Here is a 26,508-nt window from a genome sequence, read left to right as displayed (position 1 = left end):
AGAGGCGTTTGTTGGCTTACGCATCCATCGCGCCAGGCGTTCCGAACACCCGGGGAACACGGCCATGAAACTGTTACTTGTTGTTGCATTGAGCTTGCTTGCCACCATCGCAGGCTGCGCGACGGTCAGCATAAGCAACCAGTGGAGGGATTCGACCTGGCAAGGTCCTCCGGCAACCGACTTTCTGGTCGTCGGCATTTCCAGCAGCGACAGCACGCGACGCCTGTTTGAGGACACCTTTGTATTGCAGCTGCATCTTGCCGGCGTGAGGGCAACCGCCAGCTACACTCAGATCGGACCGAACGACACTGAGGCGAGGCTCGACCAGCTGATCAAGACCAGCGGTGCCGAAGCAGTATTGGTGACACGCACGGTCAGCGTGCAGCAACGAGTCAACGTTACGCCCGGCGTGCCGGCGCGCGGCCCTGACTGGTGGGGTGGCCCGTGGGGCTCTCGTGGCTGGAGCCGACCTGGCTGGCGCGGACCGGGTCGCGGCGGTTTCTATGGCTGGTATGGCAATGCCTGGAGTACGGCGCCTACGGTCACGGTGCGCGAGGAAGTAACGCTGGAAACCAGCATATGGGATCCCCGCACCCAGAGCGTCGTCTGGCTGGCGTCGACCACCAGCACATCTAACGACAATGTACCCAGGGCCACCAGAGACCTCGCCAATACCTTGATACCCAGGTTGAGGGCGGACGGCATCCTGCGTTGATACCAGCGTAGGAATCGCAGTGCTTTTCAGCTAAAGAAACGAGCGCCCAGCTCTGATCATGGTATGCGCTGATCCGACACGGCAACGACTGGTGAAAGCCACCGTCTTTTGCAAAACAACACGCGTTACATTGCCGCGTGGCCCAGGTGATGTAGCGAGACGTTGCCGTATCGAAGCAGGCGCTCGAAGTCTCGAGCCACCGCGGCATTGCTGAAATGCTCTGCGGCATACGTGCGCGCAGCGGCGCCCATCGATTTGCACCGCACTTCGTCGCACATGGCAAGGATGCGATCGCGCCAGGCGGCAATATTGCCGGGTTCGATCAGATAGCCGGTGACACCATCCAGCATGGTTTCTGGCACACCACCGATGTCGCTGCCCAACACGGGCACGCCGCAGGCTTCCGCCTCGATGGCAACACGTCCGAACGTCTCCGGCTCCACCGAAGGGAACGCCAGAAACGAAAACGCGTTGTGATAGCGCGAGGTATCGGCTACCCATCCGGTGAAATGGTGACGAGTGGACATGCCACCTTGCTCCGCCATCTGATGCAACACATGTTCTTCGGGGCCATTACCTACCCAGAGCGCCTGTAGCTTCGGTTGCACCCGCATGGCTTCGTTCACCGCCTGCATCAGCTGGGCAACGCCTTTGCCACCATGCATGCGTCCGGTGAAGCCCATGACGATGGCATCTTCATCGATACCGAACTCGCGCCGCACCTGCGCGCGGCGTTGCAGATCGGGCTGAAACGCTGTCGTGTCGATCGGGTTGTAGGAAATACTCACCAGATCAGCTGGGACGCCCCATGCCAGGTAGGTGTTGCGCGAATACTCGGATACGGCAATGAAGCGCTGCGCGAGACGCGGTATGCCGTACTCGGAAATCTTGCTCATGCGCGGATTGCGATGCCGAAACAACGCCACTCGCGTGTGCGTAAGGCGGCCACACGCGATTAATGGCCAGTATTCCTTGCCAAAGTTGCCCACCAGCCAGTCGGGAGAGAACTTGCCGATACGCTGCAACACACTGGTGTAGCCGCGCAGGTCATAGACGTTGCGAAAGGTGCTGTAGAAGGTGGGAATATTCGCCGCCTCTACGCCTTCGCCAATCAGCCCTTTGCGCGACACCACGCATTCGACTTCATGGCCGGCTTCGACCATGGCCCGCGCCAGCGCGACGAAGTGCGTTGCGGCGCCCGTGTTCTCTGGGTTGGTGCCAACGAAAAGTAACTTCATGAGCGTTGGTCTTCGTAGCCGGTAAGTACCTTTGCCGCCACCTGCGGCAACAGGTGATGGCGTGCCACCTGAATGCGGGGGAGCCGCCAGAAGTCCGTATGCGGGCCAGCAGAAGCACGACCGCGATGCGTGGTTGTCGCTGCCTCGTACCCGGCAAGGCGGGCAACCTGCACCGCGCGTTCATCACAATCGCCATACGGGTAACAGAATTGGGTGATGGCGACGCCGAGCTTGTCTTCCAGTTCGGACTTCGAGCCGCCGATTTCGTCCACCTGCTGCTGGTCGGTGCATTGGCTCAGGCGCACGTGCGTACGCGTGTGCGCACCAATCTCCATGCCCGCAACATGCCAGGCGCGCAACTGCTCGGCTGTCATCAGCGGCTTGCGGATGCCTAGCTTTTCGTCATCCCACGCGTTGTACTGCCCGATGCGACTGCTGACGACATAACACGTGGCGGTAAAACCGTAACGGCGCAGAATCGGCGCCGCCGACTCCAGGTTATCGACATAACCATCATCAAGTGTGACGACCGCGACCTTGCCTTGTTTCTCGCCGCGCAGATAAGGCATCGCATCGCCCATCGACACACCGCGATAACCCAACGCGCGCAGCAAACCCATCTGTCGCGCAAACGATGCTGGCGACACATAGAGGCTGCGATAGACGCTGATACCGGAAGGCACCTGCGCGATGTTGTGATACATCAGTATCGGAATCTTCACAAAACGCCCTGACAGCTAACCACCGTACGTAGAAAATCCATCGTACGCTGCCATCCCTTGCACGAGGCTGGATCTGGGGCGCTTTCACTGCATTTTTTCGCACTTTTTGCGTTTCCTTACGCAAACATGGCGCCAGGCTGACGCACAACTTACGCAAGAGCGCGGTCGTCTCATTGCTTATGAAAGTGATCAACGCAACAAGCGTTATAGCCGCCCAAAAGCAGCCGCCGAGAAATGTGCCGACCATCACCTTTGATGACGCCTTGGCAACGCACGGCAGCAGAAGATCTTTACGCTTTCTATAGGGTGAAGACGATCCACCGCATCGCTTCTTTACGAGGCGACTCAACACAATGGCGGCATGAAGACGATGACACGCACACAGCGCCCACTGCCTCTGCGGGGCTTTGCATGCTGGCTGCAGCCCTGCTATTTGCGTTCTCGGTGTACGAACTCCTGTTCCACCCCAACACCAACGCCGGCACATGGCGAGGGTTGGCGCTCAGCTCGCTCTATCTCGTGATGTGTCTGACGCAGCGGCGTCTGTTTGCATCACGCAACCCGACTTATCAACGCCTTCGGCAACTATAGCCGGCAGGCATCATCGCCTCGCGCCGCGACACGCACTGCGCGTGACTGCGATGTCCAGAAGGCTTGCAGCCGGAGACCGTAGGCCAGATAAGCGGGCAGCCATCGCGGACCTGCGGCTCCGGTTGCAAACCTTCTGGACAACGTAGTCGCCGTATTGGTGCAGCGGCGCGCTCGCGCTGGATGTGAATCGTTGCGCGTCAGCCGATCAACGTGTACGGACCGCCGCGTTCAAGCGCACGGCGATACGCGGGACGCTTGCGAATGCGCTCGACAAACGCGGCAATGTGCGGAAGCTTCGCATTCATGCCACTACGCGCCATGGCGGCTTCCAGCGGGAAGCTCATCTGAATATCTGCCGCACTGAATTCATCGCCCACAAACCAGCCGGTGGTAGCCAGCTCGTTGTTGATATAGCCAAGATGCAGCGCCAGCTGCGGATCGACAAAACTCTGCTGCAGCGTAGCGGCGATCTTCCGCGCAATGGGCTTGGCGAAGAACGGCATAGGCGCATTGGCGATACGCGAGGCCACCAACTTCAGCAGCAACGGCGGCATGGCGGAGCCTTCCGCGTAATGCAGCCAATAGGTGAAGCGCTGCCGCTCGGGCAAACCGGACAGCGGCGCGAGACGCCCGGTGTCGTAGCGGTCCACCAGGTATTCGATGATCGCCCCCGATTCGGCCACCACCTGCCCCTCATCCTCAATCACCGGCGACTTGCCCAGGGGATGGATCGCGCGCAACTCCGGCGGCGCCAGCATGGTTTTGGGATCGCGTTGGTACTTGCGGACCCCATACGGCACGCCCAGCTCTTCCAGCAGCCAGAGCACACGCTGGGAGCGAGAGTTGTTGAGGTGGTGGACGATCAGCATGGGGCACCGCAGCAGTGAAAGGTGCTTGAGGCTAGCATGGGGCGCGTTGCAGGTCTCCGCGGGGTGTCGCAGATCGGAGCGCTATCGCGAGCACCCACCCCTCACCCCAGCCCTCTCTCCGGAGGGGAGAGGGGGAAGTGAGGTGCATCGCGAATTACCAAGCGCAACGAGTCTGGCGAGCGCTTTAAGTCCTCTCCGCGATGGCGCGTTGCGGTGTAGCCGCACCGCGTGTCGGGCGATCGTGAGGTTCAGAGCTTCGTTAGCGCCAAGGCTCTTATTCAACATGACGCTGCGACGAACCCGCTCTTAAGGCCATTTTCTTTGGGTTACTTTTGACGTGAAGCTAATCCCCGTGGGACTTTTGGGCCAGCAAAAGAAAAGTGACTCGGCCTTCGGCAGAAGGTCGAAACGCCCGCCGCGTAGGCGGCACGCTGGCGGAGAAGCCGGCCAGAGCCAAAAGCAAAGTCACTGGATGACCAGCCATTCGGCTGTTGAAAAGCGCCTCCCGCCTTCGCGGGGATGACGCCAACGATGAGGCGATGAGGCCAGGACCCTGTCTGCGCCTCAATATCGAGCCCCAAATCAAAACGCGCGACCCAAGCCGAGTACCAACAAACCCTAAGCAGCCACCCGCAACGACCACCGCCCAATCACATCATGCCGATGCTTCCCTACATGACTCCGAATCAGCACAAACCGATCCACGTGCCAATCAATGGGCTCACCCATACCTTCCGGCAGCGCGATTTCACTCGCGTAGTACAAAGTCACATGAGGCGAAAGGCTGCTCTTATCCCATCCAAAACCATGTTTGAAAAGCGCCTCGCCAATCGCATCCTTCAGCGTCTGCACACGTGCAGTCGTCGCCTCGTCGCTACGGAGAACAAGGCAAGACCGATCGAAGCCGGCGTTGAACGTATCAAACCCGTCAAGGCGCAATCCAAAAGTTGAAGCGACCACGTCATCACCCGCCCGCTTGAGCGACTCCTCGAACGGAGCCCGAAGACGCTGCAGCGTCTTCGGGGCGCAAAGCGAGAGATGCAGACGATGGTCCTCGACGGGCGAAGGACGTGCCGCCTGCACAGCGCGAACCGCATGTGCGCGCTGCTCGCCGATTCGCCGCAGAGCATGGCCCTCAGGCATCAGCGCAAAGAAGTACTCGCACTCAGGCTCCAGCCCTTCGTCGCCCGTCCATCCAAACAGATCACCACCCATCACGTACCGCCTCGCTTACATGTTGCGGCGATATTCGCCACCCACGTCGTACAAGGCGTGACTGATCTGCCCCAGCGAGTTGTACTTCACCGCCTCCATCAACTGCTCAAACACATTCCTGCGCTCACGCGCCGTGTTCTGCAGCACCTTCAGACTATCCGGCGCCAGCCCGTTACGAACCTTGCCGAACGCCAGCACATTGTCGATCTGCTGACCCTTCTCGCCTTCCGTCGAGCGAATCAGCTCGATCTCCGTAGCGATCTCGCCGCCGTGATCCTTTGGCAGGAAGGTATTCACGCCGATCAGCGGGAGGCTGCCGTCGTGCTTCTTCTGCTCGTAGTACATCGACTCTTCCTGGATCTTGCCGCGCTGGTACATGGTGTCCATCGCGCCAAGCACGCCGCCACGTTCGCTGATCGCCTCGAACTCCTTGTACACCGCCTCTTCCACGATGTCGGTAAGCGCTTCAACGATATGGCTGCCCTGCCAGGGGTTCTCGTTGAAGTTAAGGCCCAGTTCCTTGTTGATGATCATCTGGATGGCCACCGCGCGACGCACGCTTTCTTCGGTCGGCGTGGTGATGGCCTCGTCGTAGGCGTTGGTGTGCAAGCTGTTGCAGTTATCGAACAGCGCATACAACGCCTGCAGCGTGGTGCGGATGTCATTGAACTGGATTTCCTGCGCGTGCAGCGAGCGACCGGAAGTCTGGATGTGGTACTTCATCATCTGGCTGCGTGCGCTGGCGCCATAGCGCTCGCGCATGGCGCGGGCCCAGATGCGACGAGCCACGCGGCCGATCACGGTGTACTCCGGGTCCATGCCGTTGGAGAAGAAGAACGACAGGTTCGGCGCGAAGTCGTCGATGTTCATGCCTCGAGCGAGGTAGTACTCGACGATGGTGAAGCCGTTGCTGAGCGTGAAAGCCAGCTGGCTGATCGGGTTCGCGCCGGCTTCAGCGATGTGATAGCCGGAGATGGATACCGAGTAGAAGTTGCGCACCTTGTGGTCGACAAAGTACTGCTGGATGTCACCCATCATGCGCAGCGCAAATTCCGTGGAGAAGATGCAGGTGTTCTGTGCCTGGTCTTCCTTCAGGATGTCTGCCTGCACGGTCCCGCGCACGGTTTGCAGGGTGTCTTCCTTGATGCGCGCGTACGTTTCCGGATCGACCAACTGGTCGCCAGTGACGCCGAGCAGGCCAAGGCCAAGACCTTCGTTGCCCTTCGGCAGGTCGCCCGAGTACTGCGGGCGGCCATTCGGGAACATCGTGGCGATCTTCTTTTCAGCTGCTGCCCAGCGTGCCGGGTCTTCCTTCAGGTGTTTCTCGATGTTCTGGTCGATCGCGGTGTTCATGAACATCGCGAGGATGATCGGCGCGGGACCATTGATGGTCATCGACACGGAGCTGCTCGGCGCGCTGAGGTCGAAGCCGGAATACAGCTTCTTCATATCATCCAGCGTGGCGATATTGACGCCGGAATTACCGATCTTGCCGTAGATATCCGGACGCGGCGCGGGATCTTCGCCGTACAGCGTCACCGAGTCGAACGCGGTGGACAGGCGCGTGGCTGCACCGCCCTGGCTCAAGTAGTGGAAGCGGCGGTTGGTGCGCTCAGGCGTGCCTTCGCCCGCGAACATGCGGGTGGGATCCTCGCCGGTGCGGCGGTACGGATACACGCCACCGGTATACGGGTAGTGACCCGGCAGGTTTTCGCGCTGCAGGAAGCGCAGCAGGTCACCCCAATCCTTGGTTTTGGGCGGGGCTACCTTCGGGATCTTCTGGTGGCTCAGCGATTCGCGGTAGTTCTCCACGCGGATCACCTTGTCGCGCACCTTGTATTCGTTGACCTCATCGGTCACCGACTTGTAGCGCGCCGGCCACTCGTGCAGCAGATGGATGGCGTGGTGGCTGAGTTCCTTGATGGCTTCGTTGTAGCGCTGGCGCAGCGTCAGCAGCGTACGGTCCACGCCCTCTTCGTGCAGCGCGGACGACTCGTAACGAGCCAACGGACGCGGCAGGTGCTGGTCGCCCAGATCCTTCAGCGACTCGAAGTAGTGCTGCGCCTTACTGGCGAACTCGGCTTCGCGCTCGATTTCCTTGTTGATGCCACGACCCTGCTCGGCGATCTCGGCGAGGTAGCGCACGCGGCTGCCTGGAATCAGCACGGTGGCGCGCGGCTCCTTGAGCGTGGTGTCGAGGTTCGGTGACCACTTGTCTGCCGGCAGGCTGAGCTTCTCGCGCAGCAGACGGCACAGATTCGTGAACATCCAGGTGACACCCGGATCGTTGAACTGGCTGGCGATGGTGGGATACACCGGCACCTGTTCGTCAGTGAGCGTGAAGGCAGTGCGGTTGCGTTTCCACTGCTTGCGCACATCGCGCAGCGCGTCTTCCGCGCCGCGCTTGTCGAACTTGTTGAGCACGATCAGCTCGGCGAAGTCGAGCATGTCGATCTTTTCCAGCTGGCTGGCGGCGCCGTAGTCGCTGGTCATCACGTAGGTGGGGAAATCCACCAGGTCGACGATTTCCGAATCGCTCTGGCCGATACCGGCAGTCTCGACAATCACCAGGTCGTACGGCTGGGCCTTGAGGAAATCGATGCAGTCACGCAGCACCGCGCTGGTTGCCGCGTGCTGCCGACGCGTGGCCATGGAGCGCATATAGACGCGATGGCTGCGCAGCGAGTTCATGCGGATGCGGTCGCCCAGCAAGGCGCCTCCGCTGCGGCGACGGGTCGGGTCCACCGCGAGCACGGCAATGCGCATCTGCGGGAAGGCATGCAGGAAGCGCAGCAGCAGTTCGTCCACCACCGACGACTTGCCCGCACCGCCGGTGCCCGTGACGCCCAGCACCGGCGTCTGCTTGCCGGCCATCTTCCACTGCTTGCGCAAGTGCTCGAGCTCGCCTTCGGGCAGCTCGGCCTCTTCGATAGCGGAGAGCATGCGGCCGATGGAGATTTCATCGTCGATGTCGACGCGCGGCGCGACGGTGGTCGCTTCGGCTTCCTTGGCACGATTCACCGCAGCGGCGCGCGTGCGATGCATCACGTCATGAATCATCTCGGTGAGGCCGAGCTTCATGCCGTCGTTGGGGTGATAGATGCGCTCGACCCCGTAGGCCTGCAGTTCACGGATTTCTTCCGGCGTAATGGTGCCGCCGCCGCCGCCGAACACACGGATGTGCGAAGCGCCATGCTGCTTGAGCATGTCCACCATGTACTTGAAGTATTCGACGTGGCCGCCCTGGTAGGACGACAGCGCAATGGCGTCTGCATCTTCCTGCAGCGCGGCGCGCACGACGTCTTCCACCGAACGGTTATGGCCGAGGTGGATGACCTCTGCGCCCTGCGACTGAATGATGCGCCGCATGATGTTGATGGCGGCGTCGTGGCCGTCGAACAGGCTGGCGGCGGTGACAAAACGCAGGGGGCGGGTCTCCGCCTGGGCTGCGCTGGCGGGAACGTGCTGGGCGGTGGAACTCATGGGGACTCCGGGGACTGCGGTGCGTCGGACCCCCGATTTTAATGGATGCTTACGTTCTGAACATGTTGCGGCGCGATGGCAACGTCGTTTTTTGCTTAACCGTGCGCGCTGGTATTGATCTATCCCCTCGTGCCCCGGGGCATCTGGCGCATGGTTTTCTGTAGGAGCCCACTTGTGGGCGACCGTAGCCCGGCACGTCATGCGCCATAAGGCTGTCGCGCACAAGTGCGCTCCTACACGGGACGCTCGCTGACGGTCAGCTGTCCCCAAATGGCAAGTTCGGCGACGACACCACGCGCTCGCCCACCACTTCGCCCCTCAGGAACGCCAGCGACGCCTCGATCACCTCCGGCGCGTCGAGTACACGGTGATGCCCCAGCCCCTGGGTGCTCAGCAAACGCGCCCCGCTCCAGTGGCGTGCATAGCGCTCACCCTCACCCCAGGGCACGTCGTGGTCGTCCACGTCGTGCACGATCAACGCGGGCTGGCCGAGGCTGTGGAGGTGGTGATGCACCTGCAGGTCGTGGATGTTCACACCGGTCATCGACTGCAGGCCGGCGTGCAGGCGCCCAAACAGGTGCTGGCCAAGATGGACGAAGCGGCTGAAACGCCGGGTGGCGTCGACCGGATCGGCGGCCGGCGCAATCAGGATGACTTTCCGCGCATGCCACGCCTCGCCCTGGGCAAGTGCCGCGGCCGCACCGCCCAACGAATGGGCAATGGTCAAGGCCGCATCGCCGAAGTGACGCCCTACTTCGCGCACGGTGTCGATAAAGTCTGGCAGCGTGCAATAGCGTCCTTCGCTGTTGCCGTGGCCCGGCTGGTCGAACGACACCAGTGCGTAGCCCATCGCACGCAGCGAAGCGACCCACGGCAGATAGCGCAGGCCAAAGCTGGACCAGCCGTGCACCAGCAACACATAGGGCTGCCGCGAAGGGTCACCCCAGACATAGGTGGCGATGCGACGGCCGTGGATGGTGAGCTCGCCTCGTTGCATGCCGGCGTCGGGCTCTGCCCGCTGCGCACGCGTACGGCTACTGGCGAATGGCGTAACAAACAGGCGCACCGCCTGATCGACAGTACGGGCCGGTGCGAGCCGCCCGCCTACCGCGAAGCCAGCGCGAACCGCGCCCAGTTTGAAAGCGCCGTGGCGGTGATGAGGTTTGACAACGGTAGTGGCTTGGCGAGTCATGGCGCAGTCCTCTGGCCCGATGCCGGGCTGTAGCTGGCGAGCAGACGGTCGAACGCGGCCAGCGTGTGCCGGCGCGCTTCCTCGAAACCAAACAGGCCTGCGTCGTGATGCAGGCCCAACATCAGGGCGTAGATTTCAAAAGCGAGCTGCGCTGGGTCCGTGGTGTCGCTCAACTCGCCGTTCTCGATGGCGTGACCGATCGCTCGGCACATTTCCTGACGCCAGCCCGCCTGCTGACGGGTGACAGCGTCGTGCAGGTGGCCTTCTCGCCCGTCGTATTCGCTCACCGAGCTGAGCAGCACGCAGCCGCTCTGGTACTCGCACCCCCAATCCACCCAATTGGCGACGATGGCGCGCACGCGCGGCAAACCACGCGGCAACTTCAGGGCTGGCCACTTCACGTTCTGCAGAAAGCGCAGCTGCGCCGCCTCCAGCACCGCCAACTGCAGCTCCTCGCGGGAGCCGAAGTGCGCAAAGACACCGCTCTTGGACATGCCCACGTCCTGCGCCAGCGACCCGATGGAAAGGCCTTCCAACCCTTCATGGCGCGCCAGTTCAAAGGCGTGGTCAAGGATGAGTTCGCGAGTGGCGGCGCGCTTGCCTGTGACGGTCGGGGTGCTGTTCATGGGCAACAAAATAGCACGACCGTTCGTTCTTTTGTCGTCAACGTTTGCTGAACGAATCGCGTCGATCTGCCCACGCGAAGCTGAACAAGTCTGGGCCCAGGCGTCAACAGACACCGAAATCCTCCGTTCCCCGACACAAGGCCGCCCAGTGTGGCTACAGCGAAGGAGCATGAGCGCCGGCTTGTACCCGGCAAGGGGTTTTGGAAACACCGAAGCAACAACTTGCGACACCGGAAGCCACTGACGGCCAACGCCGACAGCGACTCTCCGAGCAAGGTCAATCACATAGCGTCCACATGGGTGAAAACACCACCGCAGGAGGCTCCGAGGAGCGTCGCAAGTCCTTGCCATTCAAGCAAAAACGGATGGAAAAAAGATCAGGAATAGAAAGGTACGCCTAAGCCAAGCACGTCATCTTTCCCTTATTGCACTCACATTCCTTTCACAAAGGCACGTCATCTATGTCGATCCGTTTTCGTCTCATCGCCCTGTCTGGTTTGACCCTGCTGGCCAGTGGCTGCGTGGTGGAGCATCCGGCTCCCCGTCCGCGCACCGTGGTGGTGGAGCGCCCGGTTGTGGTGGAGCGCGAGCAGGTGGTGCAGCGCGAATATGTCGAAGTGATCGCTCCGCAGCCGCCGCCGGTGCAGGTGGTGGAAGTCGAACCGCCGCGTCGCGACGGTTATGTCTGGGCCCGCGGCTACTGGCACTGGGACGGCCGCCAGTACGTCGCCATGCATGGCCACTGGGAACCCGAGCACCCGGGCTACCACTACGTGCACCCGCACTACGTGCAGCGCAACGACGGCTGGCACCTCAACGTAGGTGTGTGGGTGGCTGGCTGATAAGCCGCTGCCGAGCCGTACAGAAAAGCCCTGCTCACGCAGGGCTTTTTTTGGCCTCAGGTCGCTGAACCGGCGGAGGGCATTCGACGCCCTTCTGTCGTGGCCGCGGCCATGCTTCGGTAGTCCCTCGGCGTCATGCCCACGGTCGCCTTGAACTGTCTGGCGAACGCACTCTGATCGGCAAACCCGCAAGCCAGACCAATTGCCGCCACGCTGTCGCTGCCATGCAGGCGACGCATCGCCTCTTCAATACGCAGCTTTGTCTGCAACTGCTGCGGCGTCAGCTGAAACACCTTGCGGAAATGGCGCTCGAGCTGCGCCACCGACAAATCGGCGAGCGCGGCCAGTGTGCCAACGCGAACGCTTTCGGCGTAGTGCTCTTGCAGGTACGCCAGCACGCGCCCCAGGCGCTGGTAGGTGGGATGCCTGCCGTCCGGCTTACCCAGGTCGCGCGAAATGCCCACGACGCCGCGCACCTTGCCGCGCTCCACCAGCGGGCGCTTGCAGGTGAGGCACCAACCCGGCGCGCGATTGGGCGAGATATGGACTTCCAACTGATTGTCGATCACCTCGCCTGCGAGCACGCGACGGTCCTGTGTGGCATAGGAGCCACCCAACGCGGCGGGAAACAGCTCCGTCACGCTGCGGCCGATGACATCGCTGCGCTGCTTCAGCCCCAGCCGCCGTAGCAGCGTCTGATTGGCGTGGGTGTAGCGCCCATGGCTGTCCTTCACGAAGAACACCACGTCGGGTAACGCGTCGAACAGCACTTCCAGTTCGTCGGCTGAAATCTTCATATCGGTGGATAGTAGCGCTAGCGGTTAAGTCCTTGCTGCACCTGCAGCAAGGATGGCGGATGGCGTGATCCATTGTGCCGAATTCCGCATCGAAGCCGGGCAAGCTTTTCTAGACCGCCGATGGCCCGCGGCGCGAGCATGACCAGCATGCACACCATCGACGTGATCGACTCCCATACCGGCGGCGAGCCTACCCGTGTCGTCATCTCTGGCTTTCCTGACCTCGGCGTCGGCACGCCAATGGAGAAGCGCGAGCGCTTCCGCAACGAGTTCGACCACTGGCGCAGCGCCATTGCCTGCGAGCCGCGCGGGTCCAGCACCGTGGTCGGCGCCCTGCTGCTGCCACCGCAGAGTGAGCAGGCCTGCGCGGGCGTGATCTTCTTCAACAACGTCAGCTACCTCGGCATGTGCGGCCACGGCACCATCGGTCTGGTGCGCACGCTGCAACACATGGGGCGCATCGCACCCGGTCATCACTGGATCGAAACACCGGTGGGCATGGTCGGCGCGGAGTTGCACGAGGACGGGCGCGTCTCCATCGACAACGTCGAAAGTTATCGGCACGCCAACGCGGTGCGCGTCGATGTGCCCGGCTATGGCGAGGTCACCGGCGACATCGCGTGGGGTGGCAACTGGTTCTTCATCACCAAGAACACGCCTGCACCTTTGGTGATCGGGAATCATCGCGAATTGACGGCATTTACCGAAGCCGTTCGCCTCGCGCTTGAAACCAACCACATCACCGGTGCGGATGGTGGCGAAATTGACCATATCGAGATCAACACTGATTCGCCGGTGAGCGGCATGCATGGCCGCAACTACGTGCTGTGCCCCGGTTTCGCCTACGACCGCTCGCCTTGCGGCACCGGCACCAGTGCCAAATTGGCCTGCCTTGCCGCCGACGGCAAGCTCGCGCCGGGTGAGGTGTGGCGACAGGAAAGCATTCTCGGCAGTGTGTTCGAGGGCGAATACCAGCCCGGTACGCACGGTGTGTTGCCACGCATTACCGGCACCGCCCATGTGGTGGCACGCGCGACGCTGTTAATCGATGAAGCCGACGAATTCACCTGGGGCAGCGGCGCGGAATGAGTGGCGCGATCGCCAGCTATGACCTGATCGTGATCGGCGCCGGCATCATCGGCGCCAGTTGTGCCGATGCAGCCAGTGCCGAAGGCCTGCGCGTGGCGCTGGTCGAACCCGGCCCGATCGGCGGCGGTGCGACGGCCGCAGCGATGGGCCATCTGGTGGCGATGGATGACGACCCGGCCGAGCTGGCGCTGGCGCGCTATTCACTGCAGCACTGGGAAGCGTTTGCAGACCTGAAGGAAGCGGAGTTCAGTCGTTGCGGCACCTTGTGGGTGGCACGCAGCGATACCGATCGCCGGGCTGCCGCGGCGCGTGCTGCGCGACTCGGCGCTGCCGGCGTTGAAGCCCACCTCATCGATGCCGCAACGCTTTACGAACTGGAGCCCGCGCTGGTGCCGGGTTTGAGCGGCGGCATGCTGGTGCCACGCGAGGCGGTGGTATATCCGCCGCGTGTGGCGCGTTATCTGGTGCAGCGCGCGCAATCGCGTGGTGCCCGCCTCTATGCGGGCCGCCGCGCACAGGCTTTGCTCAGCAGTGGCGTGCAATTGGATGATCGCACCCGATTGAGCGGCCCCGTGCTGGTGGCGACGGGATGCGCCCTGCCCGAGTTGCTGCCGATGTTGCCGATGCGCGCGCGCAAGGGGCATCTGGTCATCACGGAGCGTTACCCGAATCTGCTGCGCCATCAGTTACTGGAACTGGGCTACGCCGACAGCGCCCACGGCGACGCCGACAGCAGCGTTGCGTTCAATGTGCAGCCGCGTCCTACGGGACAAATCCTGATCGGTTCGTCGCGAGAGTTCAGTGCGGTCGATGCTTCTGTTTCGCCGTCCATGGTGCAACGCATGCTGGAACGCAGTTTCGCCTTTGTGCCGTCCCTTCGCCGGCTGCAGGCACTGCGCGTCTGGACCGGCTTTCGCCCCACCACACCAGATGGCCGCCCGTATCTCGGCGCGGTGCCCGGAACCACGAATCAATGGGTGGCAGCGGGTCACGAAGGCCTCGGTGTCACCACCGCGTTTGGTAGCGCGCGCCTGTTGATGGATCTGATCCACGGCCGCGAGCCGGCCATTGATCCCACCCCTTATGCCCCATCGAGGATGGCGGCATGAGCGCCACGGTTCGACTCAGCGTGAACGGGCAACCGGTGGAAGTGCCGGCGGGCGCCAGCGTGGCGGCGGCCATGGCACATGTCACCCTGCACTTTCGTGGCTCGGTCAGCGGCACGCCGCGCGCGCCACTATGCGGCATGGGTGTCTGTTTCGAGTGCAGGGTAAACATCGATGGCGTGCCGCACCTCCGAGCATGCATGACTCCGGTGAGCGAAGGCATGCAGGTGCGAACCGATGACTGAGCGCTACGACATTCTCGTGGTGGGCGCAGGCCCGGCAGGCTTGAGCGCAGCGCGCGCCGCCTCGGCGCACGGCGCACGGGTCGGCCTGCTCGACGCGCAAGCGCGACCGGGCGGGCAGATATGGCGTCATGACGTGCGCCGCCCTGCACCGCGCGAAGCACGTGATGTCATTGGCAGCCTGGGCAAGGTGGAACTGCTTTCGCAACACAGCGTGGTGGCCGTTGAGCCGTCCGCACTGCGCGTGGAGACGCCGAGCGGTGCCGGCTTGTTGAGCTACGACTCGCTGATTCTCGCTACCGGCGCACGTGAACTGCTACTGCCCTTTCCAGGCTGGACCCTGCCAGGCGTCACCGGCGCAGGCGGGCTGCAGGCCTTGGCAAAACAAGGCTGGCCCGTGGCAGGCAAACGCGTGGTGATCGCCGGCAGCGGGCCGCTGCTGCTCGCCGCCGCGGCTACGCTACGCGCGCACGGTGCCCATCTTCTCGGCATCTATGAACAGGCGCCCGCGACCAACGCGTATGCGTTTGCGCGCCAGCTCATGCATTGGCCTGCCAAGGCGATGCAGGCGTTTAGCCTGCGCACGCGCCTGGCGGGTGTGCCGTATCACTTCGGCAGTTTCGTTCGCCGTGCGTACGGCGATGAAGCCCTGAACCGCGTAGACATCGACAGTCCACACGGTAGCCAGCGCGTCGACTGCGACTTGATCGGCGTCGGTTACGGATTGGTGCCCAATGTCGAACTGGCGCAACTGCTCGGCTGCGCGCTGGTTCATCAGGGAGCCCATCCTCGCGTCCAGGTGGATGCGCTGTTGAGAACCAGTGTTGCCGGCGTCTTCGCTGCCGGCGAGGCGGGTGGCATCGGTGGACTTGGCGTAGCGCGCATCGAAGGCGAGATCGCAGGGTACATGGCGGCAGGCCAAACGCAAGCCGCAACCGCACTGCTTCCACGGCGCGACAAGGAGCGACACTTCGGCGCCCTGCTCGCGCATCACTTCGCGCTCGACCCGCGCCTGCACCAACTGGCCGACGCACAAACGCTGATCTGCCGCTGCGAAGACGTCGCGCTCGGCGAACTGGACGGTTTCAGCGACGCCCGCTCCGCCAAACTCGTCACTCGCTGTGGCATGGGCGCCTGCCAGGGACGCATCTGCGGTACGGCGCTTGCCGAGCTCGGGCGCTTTCCACGCAATGGCGCACGCCCACCTGTCTTTCCCACCCGGCTGGCCACGCTGGCTGGTCTCACGACGTTCCCCTCTTCCGACGATTAACGAGGTAGCTGATCATGAGTAACGCTTCCATCTGGCGCGGCGTGATTCCCGCCATTACCACGCCCTTCACTGCCGATGGCCAGGTCGATCACAGCTTTCTCGCGCTGCATGCACGCACGCTGATCGACAGCGGTTGCACCGGCATCGTGCCACTGGGTTCCCTGGGCGAAGCCGCCACGCTGAGTTTCGACGAGAAGCTGGCCATCATCCGCACGTTGGTAAACGCGCTGGAAGGCCGTGCGCCGGTGATTCCCGGCATTGCCGCCCTTTCCACCGACGAAGCCGTGCGTCTGGCGCGCGAAGCCAAGGCACTGGGCGCATCAGGCCTGATGGTGTTGCCGCCGTATGTGTACTCCACTGACTGGCGCGAGATGGGTGCCCATCTGCGGGCCGTGATCAGCGCCACCGATCTGCCGTGCATGCTTTACAACAACCCTATCGCCTACAAAACCGACTTCTCGCCCGAGCAGATCGCCCAGCTCGCGCACGAATACCCGAACGTGCAGGCGGTGAAGGAATCGTCAGGCGACGTACGCCGCTTCGCCGCGCTGCGTTCCTTGCTGGGCAACCGCCTGGAACTGCTAGTGGGCATGGACGATGCGATCGTCGAAGGCGTGGCGATGGGCGCACGCGGCTGGATCGCCGGCCTGGTCAATGCCTATCCCAAGGAGTCGGTGAAGCTGTTCGAGCTGGCGCGCGATGGTGGTACCGATGCGGCTGCCGAACTGTATGCATGGTTCCTGCCCCTGCTTCGACTCGACACCGTGCCCAAGTTCGTCCAGCTCATCAAACTGGTGCAGGAGAAAGTGGGCCTTGGCAGCGAACGCGTGCGTGCGCCTCGCCTTGTCATCACGGGAGCAGAGCGTGACGCGGCCATGCAGGTGATCGATCACGCCATCGCCAACGCACCGGTACTCTGACATGGCAACGCAGCCTCTGTTGATCAACGGCGAGTGGTGCGCGGCACGTGAGGTGGTGGATGAGTTCCGTGCGGAAGATCCCACTACCGGTGAACCCATCGGCCCCGCCTTCCCCATCTGCGGCGAAGCCGATGTGGAGGCCGCGCTCGCGGCGGCAACAGCGGCTGCCGATGCGCTGGCGGCTACGCCACCGGAACGCATCGCTGCGTTTCTGGAGGCGTATGCCGCTGCCATCGAGGCCGATGCGGACACGCTGGTGGCATTGGCCAACGCGGAAACGGCCCTACCAAAGCAGCCGCGTCTTGCGGCTGTGGAATTGCCGCGCACCACCAACCAGCTGCGTCAGGCCGCCAAGGCCGTACGCGCTTATGCGTGGACGCAGCCAGTGATCGACACTGCCGCCAAGCTGCGCTCGCACCGCGCGCCGCTATCGAAGCCCGTGTTGGTGTTTGGGCCCAATAACTTCCCGTTCGCCTTCAACGCGATCGCGGGTAGCGACTTCGCGTCGGCCATCGCTGCGCGCAATCCGGTGATTGCGAAAGCCCATCCATCACACCCGGCGACCAGCGAGCGACTGGCGCAACTGACGGTGACGGCCTTGAAGCAGGCCGGCCTTCCGCCAGCGTCGGTGCAGATGCTTTACCACTTCGACCATGCCATCGGTGCCCGGCTGGCCGGTGATGCACGCCTGGGCGCGATTGGCTTCACCGGCAGTCGCGCTGGGGGCCTCGCCCTCAAGGCCGCCGCCGATGCAGCGGGTGTTCCGGCCTATATGGAACTCTCAAGTGTGAACCCGGTGTTTCTGCTGCCCCGCGCACTGACGGAACGCGGCGTGGCACTGGCGCAGGAGTTCTTCACATCGTGCACCATGGGCAGTGGCCAGTTCTGCACCAACCCTGGCGTAGTGATCGTGCCGCGCGACGCCGCGGGCGACGCATTCGTTGCTGCCGCCACATCGCATTTCGCAGGTGCCGCTCCGAGCGTGTTGTTCTCGCGTGGGGTGCTTGAGCATCTGCAGAAAGGTGTCGCAAGCTTGCGCTCGGCTGGCGCCGACCTGTTGACCGGTGGAGACGCGGGCGCCCCCGGCCATCGCTATGCGCCGACGTTGCTCAGCGTCGATGCGCCACAGTTCCTTCGTCAACCGAAAGTCTTGCAGACTGAAGCCTTCGGCCCGGTCAGTCTGTTGATTCGCGCTGATGACCTGGCGCAAATGGTGGCCGTCGCCGCGGCGTTCGAAGGTAATCTCACCGGCACGATCTACGCCGCTTCCAACGGCGGCGATGACTATGCATGGCAGCGGATTGCCTCGGCGTTGCGTCCGCGCGTTGGACGTCTGATTGGCAACCGCATGCCCACTGGCGTGGCGGTAAGTGCTGCCATGAATCACGGCGGCCCGTATCCAAGCACCAGTCATCCAGGGTTTACGGCGGTAGGCATGCCGTCGGCCATACAGCGCTTCACCGCACTGCATTGCTACGACAACGTGCCCGAGCATCAGCTGCCGCCCGAATTGGGTGACCACAACCCGGGCGGCGTGGCACGCTGCATCGATGGTGGTTGGTCCACTGAAGATATTGACCAGGGAGCATGTCTCGGATGAGTTCAAACGGACAGATTGGCGGTCTCGACATCACCCAGGCACGCGCCTCCCTGACGCCATGGGCCACGCCTGCGAGCCCGATCAGCGCAGACGAGTACGAGCAGCGACTGGAAAAGGCCCGTGCCCTGCTGCGCAGCCACAACATCGATGCGGTGCTGATCACGGCGGGCACCTCACTGCGCTATTTCAGCGGCGTGGCATGGGCCGCCAGCGAGCGGCTGGTCGGCATGTTGATCACCCAGCGTGGCGCGCCCATCGTCATCTGCCCAGCCTTTGAAGTCGGCTCGCTGGAACGCGTGCTGCTGGTCCCCGCCGATGTGCGCCTGTGGGAAGAGCACGAGAATCCGTACCAGTTGGTTGCCGATGCACTGCGCGAGTGCGGCGCCGGCAATCTTGCGCTGGACCCGGCAGCCGCTTTCTTCGTCGCAGAACGCCTACGCGCAACACTTGGCGGCAAACCCTTGGTGGATGCCAGCGCCATCGTCAACGGCTGCCGCATCTGCAAGTCGCTGACCGAATTGGCGTTGATGAAGCAGGCCACCGCGATGACGCTTCAAGTGCATCGCTTCGCGGCCGGCCTGATGCGCGAAGGCATCAGTCGCACCGAGCTGGTGCGCTTCATCGACGAAGCGCACCGCGCCATGGGTGCCGACAACGGCTCCACGTTCTGCATCGTGCAATTTGGCCAGGCCACCGCGTACCCGCATGGTGTGCCGGGCGAGCAATACCTCGCACAGAACGAGCTGGTGTTGATCGATACCGGATGCACGGTGCAGGGCTATCACTCCGACATCACCCGCACGTACATCTTCGGCAAGCCTAGTGCGGAACAGGCGCGTATCTGGGAGTTGGAACAGGCAGCACAGCAAGCCGCGTTCGACGCGGTTCGCCCGGGCGTGACCTGCGAGTCGGTGGATAGCGCCGCGCGCATCGTGGTGGAGAAGGCCGGCCTTGGCCCCGACTATCGACTGCCGGGCATCCCGCATCGCACCGGTCACGGCTGCGGCATGAACATCCATGAGACGCCTTACCTCGTGCGTGGAGACCAGACTGCGCTTGCGCCTGGCATGTGCGCCAGCAACGAGCCGATGATCGTGGTGCCGGATCGATTCGGTGTGCGGCTGGAGGATCACTTCTACGTCACGGAGGAAGGTGCCGCCTGGTTCACCCCGCCCTCGCCTGCCATCGACCAACCCTTCGCGTGATCTCCAAACCAACTGTAGGAGCGCACTTGTGCGCGACCATCACGTTGCAGCTTCACCGCTTCGTTGGCTTGTCGCGCACAAGTGCGCTCCTACAGGCATCTGCACCAGGAACTATTACATGAAGCCACTCTTCCTCGCCCTAGCCTGCACGCTATGCCTCGCCGCATTGCCTGCACACGCAGAAGACGATGCCACCGCCCGCTTCCACGCGCTCTACACGAAGGAATGGGCATGGCGACAAACGCAGTTCAAGGGTGAGGATGACGAAGACAACCACGACCAGTCGTTAGCCGACCACCTGCCCAAGGTGGATGCGGACACCCAGACCATGCGCGAGCGCTACTGGGCTGATGTGCTAAATCAGCTCGACGCGATGTCACCCAGCCAACTGCACGGCGACGACCCGGTGAGTTACGCGGTTTATCGCAACCAGATCCAGACGCTGCTGGCCGACCAGCATTTCCGCACCTGGGAAATGCCCTTCAACAGCGACTCCGCGTTTTGGACCAATCTTGGATTCACCGCGCGCCGCACGCTGCGCACCGCGGATGACTACCGTCACTACATCCATCAGCTGCAGGACATGCCGCGCTATTTCGATGAGCAGACCGCAAATATGCGCGCAGGACTTGCCCGCGGCTTCAGTGTGCCACGCGTGACATTGACGGGGCGCGACCAGTCCATTGCCGATGTGGTGAATGCCAAGGGCGATGACAACCTGTTCTACACCCCGTTCCGCAAGATGCCCGCCACCCTTCCTGCCGACGTGCAGGCGCAGTTACGTCAGCAAGGCCGTGAGGCCATCCAGCATTCGGTGATCCCCACCTACGGAAAGCTGCTGGACTTCATGCGCAACGCCTATATGCCGCAGGCTCGCACTACCTTGGCGGCGGAAGCGATGCCGGACGGCAAAGCGTTCTACCAGTCGCGGATCAACGAATTCACCACACTCGACATGAGCCCGGATGCGATCCATCAGCTGGGCCTTAAGGAAGTGGCGCGCATTCGCAAGGAGATGGACGAGACCATCCGTGATGCCGGCTTCAAAGGCAGCTTCCCCGAATTCCTGCACTACCTGCGAACCGATCCGAAGTTCTACCCCAAGACGCCGGACGAGCTGCTGAAGGATGCCGCGTGGATTGCCAAGCGCGTCGACGGCAAGATCGGCAACTACGTCGGCCGCCTGCCCCGCCAACGCTTTGCCATCGAGCCGGTGCCAGCGGACCTGGCACCGTTCTATACCGGCGGTCGTGGCGGACCCGGCATCTACCTGGTCAACACCTACGACCTGCCGTCGCGCCCGCTGTATTCACTCACTGCACTGACCTTGCATGAGTCCGCGCCGGGCCATGCATTTCAAATGCCGCTCGCGGCTGAGCATGAAGGCCTGCCGGATTTTCGCCGCTACACCTATATCTCCGCCTACGGCGAGGGCTGGGCACTGTATGCCGAGCGACTGGGCGTGGAGATGGACATGTACGACACGCCCTTCGACCGCTTCGGTTACCTGAGCTATCAGATGTGGCGCGCATGCCGGCTGGTGGTGGACACCGGCATCCATCACCTGGGTTGGACGCGCGAGCAGGCACAGGCTTATATGCGCGACAACACCGCGCTGAGCGAGCACGAGATCGAAACCGAGGTGGATCGCTATATCGCGTGGCCGGGACAGGCGCTGTCCTACTACCTGGGCGAACTTGCCATCGTGGATGCGCGTGCGAAAGCGGAGAAAGCGCTGGGTGAACGTTTCGACCTGCGCGCATTCCATGACACGGTGTTGTCGCTGGGTTCCGTGCCGTTGCCGGTGCTGCAGCAGCAGGTGGACAAGTTCATCGCGGACGGCGGCAAGTCGCCTTACGCGAAACAGTAAGGCACCAACCGCCAGGACGCGGACACAACTTATGAGATGACACGCTGTACGGGGGAGGTACCGATGAGCTTGATCAACGACATGCTGCGGCGAAAGCCAGTGGAAACGCTGCAGGGTGAGGCAGCGAAAGGCGGCAGCGGCCTACGACGCGTACTGGGATTGTGGCAGCTCACTGCCATCGGCTTGGGCGGCATTATCGGCGTGGGCATCTTCGTGCTCACCGGTACTGTGGCCGCTACACAGGCCGGTCCCGCCGTGCTGCTCTCTTTCATCATCGCCGGCATCGCCAGCGCTGCCGCCGCGCTCTGCTACGCGGAGTTCGCGGGCCTGATTCCTGTTTCAGGCAGCGCTTACACCTACGGTTATGCCGTGCTGGGCGAATTCGCCGGCTGGATCATCGGCTGGGACTTGTTGTTGGAGTACGCGCTGATCGCCGCCGTGGTCGCGGTGGGCTGGTCCGGTTATGTGCAGGCATTGCTGGATGCCGCAGGCCTGCCGCTTCCCGTGTGGGCGCAGGGCGCCTGGGGCAGCGCGCCGGGTTGCGTGGTAAACCTGCCGGCCATCCTCATTTCGCTGGCCATCACCGCACTACTGGCCGTGCGCATGGAATGGGGTGCGCGTTTCAATACGCTGATTGTGTCGATCAAGATCGCGGGCGCCGCGCTCATCGTCATTGTTGGTGCGGCTTACGTGAAACCGGAACGCTGGCATCCGTTCATGCCATTCGGCATGCATGGCGTGGTCACGGGCGCCGCGGTGGTGTTCTTTGCGGTGTTTGGCTACGACATGCTGACCACTGCAGCGGAAGAATCGCGCAACCCGCAGCGCGACCTTCCCCGTGCCGTGCTGCTGTCACTGGGCATCGCCCTGGTTCTCTACGTTGCCATCTGTCTGGTGCTGACGGGCATCGTGCCCTACACCACGCTGGATAACGCCGCGCCGGTTGCCGGGGCCTTCACCCGCATCGGCCTGCCGTGGGCCATGGTGGTGATTTCACTGGCCTCGGTGTGCGGCATCACCAGCGTGATTTTCGCCAACCTGATGGCAGGGGCCCGCATCGGCTTCAGTCTGGGTCGCGACGGCCTGCTGCCGGGGTGGTTCGCCGGCATCCACCCCCGCTGGCGCACGCCGCACCGTGCCACGTTGCTCTTGGGCGCCGTCACCACGGTGGCGGCCGGACTGTTTCCCCTGGATGAACTCGCCAAGCTGGTGAATATCGGCGTGCTGGGAGCCTTTATCGTCATCTGCGCCGCGGTGACGGTGCTGCGCTGGCGCCAGCCGGAGCTGCACCGCCCGTTCCGCACGCCCCTGGTCCCCCTGGTCCCGCTGATTGGCGTGGGCTTCTCGTGCTGGCTGATCTGGGGTTTGCCCACCATTACCTACGTGCGCTTCGCCATCTGGCTGCTGTTGGGCTGCGCCCTGTACCTGACCTACGGTCGCCGCAAGAGCCGGCTCGCCGCCCCGGCGTAAACGACAAACCCTCCATACGTCAACGACTTGCGGCGACGCAGCAAGCGTCGTCCCGGGGACGTACTAAACTATTGGACTAAATTCAGCGCCCCGACCTCGGTCGGGGCTTTGGCTTTAAGGCTAGTTAGTACGCCCTGGCGGGGCCGCACTGGATCGAACCCCGCCTCCATCCCGCTGCGCCATCCCCATGGCACCGCCAAACGTGGAGTCACCGTTCCAATGATTTTCGAAACCATCGCCAAAACGGGTCACGAAGAAGTCGTCTTCTGCCACAACAAGGACGCCGGCCTGAAGGCCATCATCGCGATCCACAACACGGTGCTGGGCCCCGCGCTCGGCGGCCTGCGCATGTGGCCGTACAAGAGCGAGCAGGACGCAGTGAACGACGTGCTCCGTCTGTCGCGCGGCATGACCTACAAGAACGCCGTGGCCGGCCTGAACCTGGGCGGTGGCAAGGCGGTGATCATCGGCGATCCGAGCAAGGACAAGTCCGAGGCGCTGTTCCGCGCCTTCGGCCGCTTCGTCAACTCGCTCAACGGCCGCTATATCACCGCTGAAGACGTCGGCATCGACGTCAACGATATGGAATACGTGTTCCGTGAAACCGAATACGTGACCGGCGTGCACCAGGTGCACGGCGGCTCGGGCGACCCGTCGCCGTTCACCGCGTTCGGCACCCTGCAGGGCCTGATGGCCGCGCTGCAGGTCAAGCACGGCAACGAAGACGTGGGCAAGTACAGCTACGCCGTGCAGGGCTGTGGCCACGTGGGTAGCGAATTCATCAAGCTGCTGCGTGAGCAGGGCGCCAAGGTGTTCGTCACCGACATCAACAAGGACGCTGTGCAGCGCTGCGTCGACGAACTGGGCTGCGAAGCCGTGGGCCTGGACGAGATCTACGACGTCGACGCCGACGTGTACTCGCCGTGCGCACTGGGTGGCACGCTCAACGAGCAGACCATCGACCGCATCAAGGCGAAGATCATCTGCGGCGCCGCCAACAACCAGCTGGCCACCGACGCCATCGGTGACGAACTGCAGCGTCGCGGCGTGCTCTACGCCCCGGACTATGCCGTCAACGCCGGCGGCGTGATGAACGTGTCGCTGGAAATCGACGGCTACAACCGCGAGCGCGCCATGCGCATGATGCGCACGATCTACTACAACCTGGGCCGCATCTTCGAAATCTCCAAGGCCGAAGGCGTGCCGACCTACAAGGCGGCCGATCGTCTGGCCGAAGAGCGCATCGAGTCCATTGGCAAGATCAAGCTGCCGACCATGGGCGACCACGGTCCGCGCTTTGCTGGTCGCATGCGCGGTCAGTAAGACTGAGGCAGTTGGTTAGACGAAAACGCCGGCCTCAGGCCGGCGTTTTCTTTGAGAAATAACCTCCGATTGACGCTTTCCCTGCCATTAGGTTCACGTAGCACGAGGAAATTGGGCGTCGTGGCAACACGCCGACAGGAGCAACTCGTGCTTACGGCCCCTGATCATTGCCGGAGTATGAACTCCGTGGCGGACGGCTTATTCGATGGGCGAAAGTTCCGCGCATTGCCGGTCGTGAACAATTTCACCAAGGGACGACCGGCCATCGGAGTGAAGCAGCAGCTCAAAAGCGAAGATGTAATGGCGGGGATGGACCCGCTGACGTATCAACTTCGCTTGCCTGCGCTGATACAAATGGACAATGGCAGCGCACATCGTCTGGCGCCTTGTAAGATGCGTCCAACGGAATTTGGGCAAAGGCCACAATGAATAAGAAGCTAAGGGGGATTGGCTGGTCTGCAGGCATGATTCTGCTGCTCGCGATGATGCTTGTCCCGTATGTGAAGAATGGATTCTGGTTTGATGACACGCTCAATAGCCAGATATCGGGACTAGTCGGCCGCTTCCACACCACTGTGTGGTCATTCTCGTCCCGTGTTTTCTTTGCATGGTTGACGGAATACGGAAGGATCATCCTTTGCTGGCCAGCCGTGTATGGCTTTTTCTATTTTGTCCGCGACGTGCTGGCAGTGCGCCTGATCGATATTGGGTTGCTGCTCGTACATATCACGCTGACTGCGTGGCTGCTGCGTAGACTGGGAGCGCGTTGGCGCACCGCTGGCCTTTTCCTGCTTCTCCTGGCCCCGCTATTCCAGATAAGGAATATGGATGATCCGATCGGGGCTTATGCAACATTTTGTCAGATGCTCGGCATCGCCTTGACGGTATCTCTGCTACTGCTCCAGAAATGGCGAGAAACAGGTGCATTCCGTTGGTTGGTCGCTTCCTCGTTGCTCGCGACGGCCTCGATGATGTGCTACGAGATCAATGTTGCGTACATCCCGATAGCACTCGGCGCGATCTGGGTGGCGCGGGAAAAACTGGCGCGCAACGCTATCGCGATCCTTTTGCCATTCTTCTGCTTCGTCATCGCGAGCCTCATGCTGAAGCATGGCGCATCGAAGATTTATGAGGGATCTCAGTTCGGGCACGTTACCGCTATTCCAATTGCATTTCTAAAGCAGCTTTTCGCGGCTCTTCCCGGCAGCTTCTATGCGTTTGATGGCCGCAACGAGATGCCTATCGCCAGTCTTCTTCGCTTGGCGGTGGGCAGCAAGGGCGCGTGGGCGATTGCCATTTTGTGGTGCACGCTCTTCTGTGGGATCTCGCGGACCCCAACGACTGAGCGATACCAACCTGGCGCTGCGATCCTCGTGGCGGTTTCCCTGTTGACTGTTCCGGCCGCGCTCATTGCGATTTCGGCAAAGTATCAGACGACGCTGTGGTGGGGTTCTGGATATATCCCGGTTTATTATGAATATTTCGGCCTGGCGATTTTAGGTGCGATCACCATTGATTATCTGATCTCGAAGCGCGCGACGTGGGCGATTGTCATTGTGGCGATCGCATTTACAGTCTATTCGCCACTGAATTGGGTGATGAATATGCATCAATCGGCTCGCCTTGATGCGAACTTCAGGGAGCCGCGTGAGTCACTGGTGGCCGCATTACATAACGTTCTCTTTGACGGAGTCCGCGATGGCGATGTTGTTCGCATTGAAAATCAGCCCATCTTCATCAATGGCAACTTGATCTATCAGACGATCGGGAAGAACGTGTCCATTCCCAATGAGCGCGCCATTGAAGGATGGTTCGAGAGTGCGCCACGGAGTGACGCACGCGAATTTCGCCTTATCCGTGGCGACTCTTCTGACCGCCCCTGGATGCTGATCAACGATCGGTAGTCTTCCGCCAGACTACGGCATCAAAACAAAAACTTATCGCCAACCTGCCTACCGTGCTTCTGGCGGCTTTTTTCATTTCAACCACCATATCGAGAGCACACGGGTAACCGTCCGCTCGCGTCATCTTGCCCTGAAAGGATGTGCCTGCTGAGGTGCACGCTTTCCTCTAAGCAGGTGGATTGACGTTGGCAGACAAGGCAACGCCAAGGAGAGCACGTC

General features: G+C 62.3%; 22 protein-coding genes. 14 read left to right on the top strand and 8 right to left on the bottom strand.

The genetic code is table 11. From position 1 onward, the window contains the following. Window positions 1-64 precede the first annotated feature (64 nt). On the top strand, window positions 65-715 hold the full coding sequence (locus AC0GUR_RS01825; RefSeq protein WP_472875754.1) for a hypothetical protein: 651 nt from the start codon (window positions 65-67) through the stop codon (window positions 713-715). A gap of 125 nt (window positions 716-840) precedes the next feature. On the opposite strand, the gene AC0GUR_RS01820 is transcribed toward AC0GUR_RS01825, so the two are convergent. Together AC0GUR_RS01820 and AC0GUR_RS01815 are read right to left on the bottom strand one after the other, a co-directional pair. Beyond that, complete coding sequence (locus tag AC0GUR_RS01820) at window positions 841-1,953, bottom strand: glycosyltransferase family 4 protein (protein ID WP_472875753.1); 1,113 nt, start codon at window positions 1,951-1,953, stop codon at window positions 841-843. Next, on the bottom strand, window positions 1,950-2,657 hold the full coding sequence (locus AC0GUR_RS01815; protein ID WP_472876281.1) for a polysaccharide deacetylase family protein: 708 nt from the start codon (window positions 2,655-2,657) through the stop codon (window positions 1,950-1,952). Before AC0GUR_RS01815 ends, AC0GUR_RS01820 begins: the two co-directional genes overlap by 4 nt. Window positions 2,658-3,086: 429 nt before the next feature. Between AC0GUR_RS01815 and AC0GUR_RS01810 the strand changes: the two genes are divergently transcribed. Next, window positions 3,087-3,266, top strand: coding sequence for a hypothetical protein (locus AC0GUR_RS01810; RefSeq protein ID WP_472875752.1), 180 nt, complete (start codon window positions 3,087-3,089; stop codon window positions 3,264-3,266). 197 nt (window positions 3,267-3,463) lie between these two features. On the opposite strand, the gene AC0GUR_RS01805 is transcribed toward AC0GUR_RS01810, so the two are convergent. From AC0GUR_RS01805 to AC0GUR_RS01785, 5 genes are all read right to left on the bottom strand, one after another. Then, the gene (locus AC0GUR_RS01805) at window positions 3,464-4,135 is read right to left on the bottom strand and encodes a glutathione S-transferase (protein ID WP_472875751.1); all 672 of its coding nucleotides are present in this window, start codon (window positions 4,133-4,135) and stop codon (window positions 3,464-3,466) included. A 618-nt stretch (window positions 4,136-4,753) separates the two neighbouring features. Beyond that, window positions 4,754-5,350: a 2'-5' RNA ligase family protein gene (locus AC0GUR_RS01800; RefSeq protein WP_472875750.1), complete on the bottom strand. Its 597-nt coding sequence runs from the start codon at window positions 5,348-5,350 to the stop codon at window positions 4,754-4,756. Between the two features lie 15 nt (window positions 5,351-5,365). Beyond that, window positions 5,366-8,833: a methylmalonyl-CoA mutase family protein gene (locus tag AC0GUR_RS01795; protein WP_472875749.1), complete on the bottom strand. Its 3,468-nt coding sequence runs from the start codon at window positions 8,831-8,833 to the stop codon at window positions 5,366-5,368. A gap of 256 nt (window positions 8,834-9,089) precedes the next feature. After that, window positions 9,090-10,025, bottom strand: coding sequence for an alpha/beta hydrolase (locus AC0GUR_RS01790; RefSeq protein ID WP_472875748.1), 936 nt, complete (start codon window positions 10,023-10,025; stop codon window positions 9,090-9,092). Beyond that, a complete protein-coding gene (locus AC0GUR_RS01785; RefSeq protein ID WP_472875747.1) occupies window positions 10,022-10,651 on the bottom strand; it encodes a TetR/AcrR family transcriptional regulator in 630 nt (209 codons plus the stop codon). Before AC0GUR_RS01785 ends, AC0GUR_RS01790 begins: the two co-directional genes overlap by 4 nt. Window positions 10,652-11,112: 461 nt before the next feature. On the opposite strand from AC0GUR_RS01785, the gene AC0GUR_RS01780 reads away from it, so the two are divergent. Next, entirely contained in the window at window positions 11,113-11,493 is a 381-nt protein-coding gene (locus AC0GUR_RS01780; RefSeq protein WP_472875746.1) for a YXWGXW repeat-containing protein, read from the top strand. A gap of 56 nt (window positions 11,494-11,549) precedes the next feature. Here the strand turns inward: AC0GUR_RS01780 and AC0GUR_RS01775 are convergent, their stop codons facing one another. Further along, a complete protein-coding gene (locus tag AC0GUR_RS01775; protein ID WP_472875745.1) occupies window positions 11,550-12,290 on the bottom strand; it encodes an AraC family transcriptional regulator in 741 nt (246 codons plus the stop codon). 147 nt (window positions 12,291-12,437) lie between these two features. Between AC0GUR_RS01775 and AC0GUR_RS01770 the strand changes: the two genes are divergently transcribed. The 11 genes from AC0GUR_RS01770 (at window position 12,438) to AC0GUR_RS01720 (ending at window position 26,289) form a co-directional block, all read left to right on the top strand. Then, the gene (locus AC0GUR_RS01770) at window positions 12,438-13,379 is read left to right on the top strand and encodes a 4-hydroxyproline epimerase (protein WP_472876280.1); all 942 of its coding nucleotides are present in this window, start codon (window positions 12,438-12,440) and stop codon (window positions 13,377-13,379) included. Then, window positions 13,376-14,488, top strand: a complete 1,113-nt coding sequence (locus AC0GUR_RS01765; protein WP_472875744.1) for an NAD(P)/FAD-dependent oxidoreductase — start codon at window positions 13,376-13,378, stop codon at window positions 14,486-14,488. The genes AC0GUR_RS01770 and AC0GUR_RS01765 overlap by 4 nt, the downstream gene beginning before the upstream one ends. Then, the gene (locus tag AC0GUR_RS01760; RefSeq protein WP_472875743.1) at window positions 14,485-14,730 is read left to right on the top strand and encodes a (2Fe-2S)-binding protein; all 246 of its coding nucleotides are present in this window, start codon (window positions 14,485-14,487) and stop codon (window positions 14,728-14,730) included. The genes AC0GUR_RS01765 and AC0GUR_RS01760 overlap by 4 nt, the downstream gene beginning before the upstream one ends. Next, the gene (locus AC0GUR_RS01755; protein ID WP_472875742.1) at window positions 14,723-15,997 is read left to right on the top strand and encodes an FAD-dependent oxidoreductase; all 1,275 of its coding nucleotides are present in this window, start codon (window positions 14,723-14,725) and stop codon (window positions 15,995-15,997) included. Before AC0GUR_RS01760 ends, AC0GUR_RS01755 begins: the two co-directional genes overlap by 8 nt. A 14-nt stretch (window positions 15,998-16,011) precedes the next feature. Then, entirely contained in the window at window positions 16,012-16,917 is a 906-nt protein-coding gene (locus AC0GUR_RS01750) for a dihydrodipicolinate synthase family protein (RefSeq protein ID WP_472875741.1), read from the top strand. Between the two features lies 1 nt (window position 16,918). After that, window positions 16,919-18,517, top strand: coding sequence for an aldehyde dehydrogenase family protein (locus tag AC0GUR_RS01745; RefSeq protein WP_472875740.1), 1,599 nt, complete (start codon window positions 16,919-16,921; stop codon window positions 18,515-18,517). Continuing rightward, window positions 18,514-19,722, top strand: a complete 1,209-nt coding sequence (locus AC0GUR_RS01740; RefSeq protein ID WP_472875739.1) for a M24 family metallopeptidase — start codon at window positions 18,514-18,516, stop codon at window positions 19,720-19,722. Before AC0GUR_RS01745 ends, AC0GUR_RS01740 begins: the two co-directional genes overlap by 4 nt. A 118-nt stretch (window positions 19,723-19,840) precedes the next feature. After that, the gene (locus tag AC0GUR_RS01735; RefSeq protein WP_472875738.1) at window positions 19,841-21,592 is read left to right on the top strand and encodes a DUF885 domain-containing protein; all 1,752 of its coding nucleotides are present in this window, start codon (window positions 19,841-19,843) and stop codon (window positions 21,590-21,592) included. A gap of 63 nt (window positions 21,593-21,655) precedes the next feature. Continuing rightward, complete coding sequence (locus AC0GUR_RS01730) at window positions 21,656-23,062, top strand: amino acid permease (protein ID WP_472875737.1); 1,407 nt, start codon at window positions 21,656-21,658, stop codon at window positions 23,060-23,062. A 219-nt stretch (window positions 23,063-23,281) separates the two neighbouring features. Next, complete coding sequence (locus AC0GUR_RS01725; protein WP_472875736.1) at window positions 23,282-24,385, top strand: Glu/Leu/Phe/Val dehydrogenase dimerization domain-containing protein; 1,104 nt, start codon at window positions 23,282-23,284, stop codon at window positions 24,383-24,385. 425 nt (window positions 24,386-24,810) lie between these two features. Next, a complete protein-coding gene (locus AC0GUR_RS01720) occupies window positions 24,811-26,289 on the top strand; it encodes a hypothetical protein (protein ID WP_472875735.1) in 1,479 nt (492 codons plus the stop codon). The last annotated feature ends 219 nt before the right edge of the window (window positions 26,290-26,508 follow it).

This window comes from Dyella sp. PARNA 12/25, from assembly GCF_055702865.1.
The sequence above is the reverse complement of the archived record's forward strand: the minus strand, read 5'-3'. Positions and strand labels throughout refer to the sequence as shown.